The 1524-nt window shown below is 35.4% G+C and carries 1 protein-coding gene; it reads left to right on the plus strand.

Features of this window, described 5'->3' with window-relative positions; genetic code table 11:
• On the plus strand, window positions 1-858 hold an 858-nt coding region (locus E0E16_RS13230; protein ID WP_305000474.1), incomplete at its 5' end, for an RHS repeat-associated core domain-containing protein.
• Window positions 859-1524 lie beyond the last annotated feature (666 nt).

Below are 1524 nucleotides of genomic sequence, written 5' to 3' on the forward strand. Positions count from 1 at the left end.
TACTATGGTGCAAGATACTATGAACCGAGGCTGAGTTTGTGGATGAGTTGCGATCCTATGCAGGAATTAAAAGTATGTATTTGTTCTTATACTTATTGTATTAGTAACCCTATAGTTTATACCGATCCAACAGGATGTCTAGAAAGTACTGATGTTAAAAGAAACTCTAACGGAACCTATACCGTTGTAAATGCCAAAAATGATGGTGACAATAATATTTATCTTGTGAACGGGAAAGGTAAGAGAACAGGGGAAATTATTGGAACAACGTTGAGACCATACGATTTTATGGGAACGGACAATCAAAATGGAGCTTTTCATTTTAATGCGAAGGAAACAGGAGTAACCTTTGACATCAGCAAGTTAACTGTATCCGGGACTGTAAAAACAGAAAATGCAACATATTCTGTTTACAATGCAAATGCCCAAAGGCTTCTTGACTGGGGGCAGAGTCTTTTCAAGTCCGAACTACAACTTAAAAGCCCCTTGACTTTTTATGGAGAATTAGAAGTTCTAAGGTCGCTATCAGCCAATAATGCTGCACTTGATGTAAAAGTGAGTTTTGGGCAACACCCTTATACAGCTATAAATGCGGGCACTAATAGTAATGGTACTCCTAAAATAACTACACTAAGAGCAATGGGGAATATGATTTTTGGTGCAAATGTCCATTCAACAAAACCATACTTGTTAGGAACACCAAATTGGTATTATTCTAAGGTTATGGGAGAGGTTGGAAAATATAATCAAAGTCAAAACTCGGGATTAGGTTATAACAAAGGCTTCCCTTATTTCGGAGAACACACTTACTCTGGAAGTTATATATATTATGGGTATTATGGGAAGTTTTATAAATAAGACCATCGTATTTTTCGTGTGTTTATTCTTGCTTAGTGGATGTTTCCCCAGTTTTCGTCCTCAAAAGAAAGTACGTTGTCGAATAAACGTAAAAAATGGTACATTTGTATTGGTAGATTATGTTGGTACACTTGATAGAGACTTCCCCTCTGAAGTTTATTTTGTTAGAGATAAAGACTCCGTTTTAGTACATAAGGGATATAGAACGAAAAATATGAGCGTAAAAGATAATACTCTTATCATATATTTGAAAGGAGAAGTTTTGTACCATCGTTGTAAGATTAATGATTATAGTATAATGACATCTTTATATAATTAAAATAACAATAGCATTTAACATCCATATAAGGGTAACGGACAATACCCATATATGGGTGTTCATCATTACCCTTATATGGGTATTAAAAGCCGTGAGCAATAAACAGGAAAGAAAGACGTTAAATAATTGACAACCATAAACAATAAGAATTTATGATTGAATTTGAAGTAAAATCAAAAAAGCAGCCTATAACGGTAAGTACAAGAGACAGACCCAAGACGAATACCATACGCAGGCAATGAGGCTGATGGTGTAACCGTAGACTATAAGGCAAAATATAGTCAGCAACTGCAATCCATCAAGGACAACTACAAGGCGTTTGACATCCCATATAACGGTCAGGACAA

This window comes from Prevotella rectalis (assembly GCF_900607215.1).
GTDB classification, from domain to species: domain Bacteria; phylum Bacteroidota; class Bacteroidia; order Bacteroidales; family Bacteroidaceae; genus Prevotella; species Prevotella brunnea.